The organism is Bacillus sp. AP50 (genome assembly GCF_040492675.1).
GTDB classification, from domain to species: domain Bacteria; phylum Bacillota; class Bacilli; order Bacillales; family Bacillaceae_G; genus Bacillus_A; species Bacillus_A cereus.
The window spans coordinates 1-3191 of the sequence record NZ_JBEUTW010000708.1; the positions used below are offsets into that span (position 1 = coordinate 1).

Sequence of the window (3191 nt, forward strand, 5' to 3'; positions counted from 1 at the left end):
CCGTAAGGAGTCGTTATTTTCTCCCAATCGAAGATCCAAAAGTAAAAGATGACTATATGACAAGTTAATAGTAGAAATGTTGATGAAAGCATTATCTTTTTATTTAAAATCATTTGTTTTACCTCCCTTATTTAAAAATGACCAAAAGAGTGTGAAGGTTAATATATAATAAGGAAGAAATCCATTTTTAATTAACTTATTAAACGAAAAAATCCCTTATAGAAAAATCTATTTCTATAAGGGATAATCATGTTTTTATTAGAAAGACTGATTTTGAGCAGGTTTAATAAATTGTTCTGGGTTTTCAACAAGCCCACATACAGCGCATTGGACACGGTATGTAGGTCCTTGATAGGCCATATGAAAAGCATTCATCGTTTCATTTGTGTATTCTTCTTCTACTTGACCAGTTTGTGGATTTAATTTGACTGGTTTTACTTGTTGCTCAAGAATATTAAAGCGGGTACGGTTTGTTTTACAACTTGGACATAGCATTGGTTCCATATGTATACACCTCCATTTGTATCATTTCTTAAAATCTTTAATTTTATGCAAGCAAAAAACTTTCTCAATATAAATAGGTGTTTAATGTATTTAAAATTCAGAAAAAATAAAATATAATAAAAGTACGAACTGGTTATGTCCAAACCAAATCTCCTGTTTTATGCCAATAAGCTGGGGGGCCGAGAAATCGGCCTCATTTTTTTGTGCTCGTTACTATAAGAAACAAGGTTTTTATGAGACATTTGTCGAAATTTTAGGGATGGATATAAAGGGGGATGTAAAATGAATTTGAAAATGAAGTACATCATTTTATATGTAGAAAAGTTTGAGGCATGTTTAAGGTTCTATAAAGATATTTTACAGTTACCTATAAAAGCAGAGCACGGAACATATATTGAATTTAATACTGGAACTACCATTTTAGCGATGAATACGCGGCAAGATGTGAAAGAATTAACAGGACTACCGCTTACAGAAGGTGAATTACAGTCTTCTCATTTCGAATTAGGATTCGTTGTTGAGAATGTACAAGAAACGATTGAGCAATTTAGAGAACAAGGAATCAAGATTTTAGTTGAACCTATTGTAAAACCGTGGGGACAAACAATTGCCTACATTGCTGATCCAGATGGAAATTATATTGAAATTTGCAGTTCATTAGAATAGAGGGAGAAAGAGAGATGGGATTTCCGAAACTAGAAACAGAACGTTTACGACTAAGAGAACTTACACTATTAGATGCAGAAACGCTGTTCCAATATTTCTCGAAAGAATCAGTTATACGTTATTTCGGAATGGATTCTTTTGAAAATATTGAGCAAGCGAAAACAACGATTCAAACGTTTAAAAATCGTTATGAAGAGGGCAGTGTATTTCGCTGGGGAATCGAGAAAAAAGGGACGGGCCAATTAATCGGAACGTGCGGATTTCATTTAATTAATAATCATCATAAACGAGCTGAAATTGGTTATGAATTAGACGATACATATTGGGGACAAGGGTATGCAACGGAAGCGTTACAGGCAATTTTAACTTACGGGTTTGAAACATTGCAACTTATTAGAGTTGCTGCTGTTGTATATGTAGAAAATAAAGCTTCTCAAAAATTATTAAGTAAAGCAGGATTTCAAGAAGAAGGATTACTTCGAAAACATATGATTCAAAATGGAGTTGCTCATGATACCATTTTATATTCTTTATTAAAAGAAGAGTGGAAGAAGTAATGAGTACAAACGAACTTATAACGATTATGAAGAAGCATAGGGAAAATAGATTCATTTTAGGTATAGATGGTTTAAGTCGATCTGGAAAAACAACATTTGTAGCCAATTTAAAAGAAAATATGAAACAAGAAGGCATTCCGTTTCATATTTTCCATATTGATGATCATATAGTGGAGCGTAATAAACGATATCATACTGGATATGAAGAATGGTACGAGTATTATTATTTACAATGGGACATTGAATGGCTAAGGCAGAAATTTTTTCAAAAGCTACAACACGAAACAAAATTGAAATTACCTTTTTTTCATGAAGAAACAGATATATGTGAAATGGAAAAAGTACAGATTCCTATTGTAGGCGTAATTGTTATTGAAGGAGTTTTTCTGCAGCGAAAAGAATGGAGAGATTTCTTTCATTATATGGTCTATTTGGACTGTCCAAGAGAGACAAGGTTTCTACGTGAGAGTGAGGAGACACAGAAAAACCTTTCAAAGTTTGAAAATAGGTATTGGAAAGCAGAGGATTATTACTTAGAAACGGAATTGCCTAGGGATAGGGCGGATTTAGTCATCCAATGATTTGAAAATAGAAGGTGAATAGAATGAATATTTTATGGGATTTTGATGGGACGTTATTTGATACGTATCCTGCATATACAATAATGCTTTCTGAAATATTAGGTGACTCAGTAGAAAAACAAGAAATATACAAAAACTTAAAAATATCATACTCTCATGCAATTCAGTATTATAATATTTCATGCGAGCAGGAAGAAAAGATTAAAGTTTTGAAGGGAAAATTCACGCCAAAAGATATGAAACCTTTTGCAGGTGTCGAAGAGGTTTTGAAATTTGCAGATAAAAATGTGATTATGACCCATAAACATAGGGCAGGGGTTATGGACATTTTAAAATATTACGGCTGGGAAAAATACTTTGTAGATATGGTTACAATTGACGATGGCTTTCCCCGAAAGCCCAACTCTTTAGCTTATAATCATTTACATAAAAAGCATAATATTGATTTAGCTATTGGAGATAGAGAATTAGATTTATTACCTGCAAAAGAATTAGGTATTTCAACATGTATGTTTCAAGGTAATTGTGATGTAGCGGATTATTCTTTATCACATTACTCGGAATTTTTTAAGGTAGTGAGTGATAGAGAGTTTTCTTTATAAAAAAAGTTATTAATAAAGACTGTATCTTTCATTTTAAAGGTACAGTCTTTATTTTTTAGAACTCTTTCATTTTATTCCGTAATAACGGGCAGCCTGATTGCTTCAACTAATAATCAGTGGAGGGTGAACAAAACCTCCACTGATTAAAGTTTCACTTTATTTTCTGTATATAATAATTACCAGAGATTAAAGGATAATCGTCCATCTTTATTAAGGAAGTGGCCAGTTTATTTTAACTAAATTATGGTTATTCATGTTAATATGAACTCATAGCTATATAG

General features: G+C 32.2%; 5 protein-coding genes. 4 read left to right on the forward strand and 1 reads right to left on the reverse strand.

Going from position 1 to position 3191, the window contains the following annotated elements:
* Positions 1–258 precede the first annotated feature (258 nt).
* Positions 259–504, reverse strand: coding sequence for a hypothetical protein (locus tag ABWK52_RS28665; protein WP_000433609.1), 246 nt, complete (start codon positions 502–504; stop codon positions 259–261).
* Positions 505–786: 282 nt separating this feature from the next.
* On the opposite strand from ABWK52_RS28665, the gene ABWK52_RS28670 reads away from it, so the two are divergent.
* Genes ABWK52_RS28670 through ABWK52_RS28685 form a run of 4 tightly spaced genes read left to right on the forward strand, consistent with a single transcriptional unit; the run spans position 787 to position 2910 of the window.
* Complete coding sequence (locus ABWK52_RS28670) at positions 787–1170, forward strand: VOC family protein (RefSeq protein WP_001049847.1); 384 nt, start codon at positions 787–789, stop codon at positions 1168–1170.
* 14 nt (positions 1171–1184) lie between these two features.
* Entirely contained in the window at positions 1185–1727 is a 543-nt protein-coding gene (locus ABWK52_RS28675) for a GNAT family N-acetyltransferase (RefSeq protein WP_000506676.1), read from the forward strand.
* A complete protein-coding gene (locus ABWK52_RS28680; protein ID WP_000106112.1) occupies positions 1727–2308 on the forward strand; it encodes a kinase in 582 nt (193 codons plus the stop codon). Before ABWK52_RS28675 ends, ABWK52_RS28680 begins: the two co-directional genes overlap by 1 nt.
* A gap of 23 nt (positions 2309–2331) precedes the next feature.
* Positions 2332–2910, forward strand: coding sequence for an HAD-IA family hydrolase (locus tag ABWK52_RS28685; protein WP_001024221.1), 579 nt, complete (start codon positions 2332–2334; stop codon positions 2908–2910).
* Positions 2911–3191 lie beyond the last annotated feature (281 nt).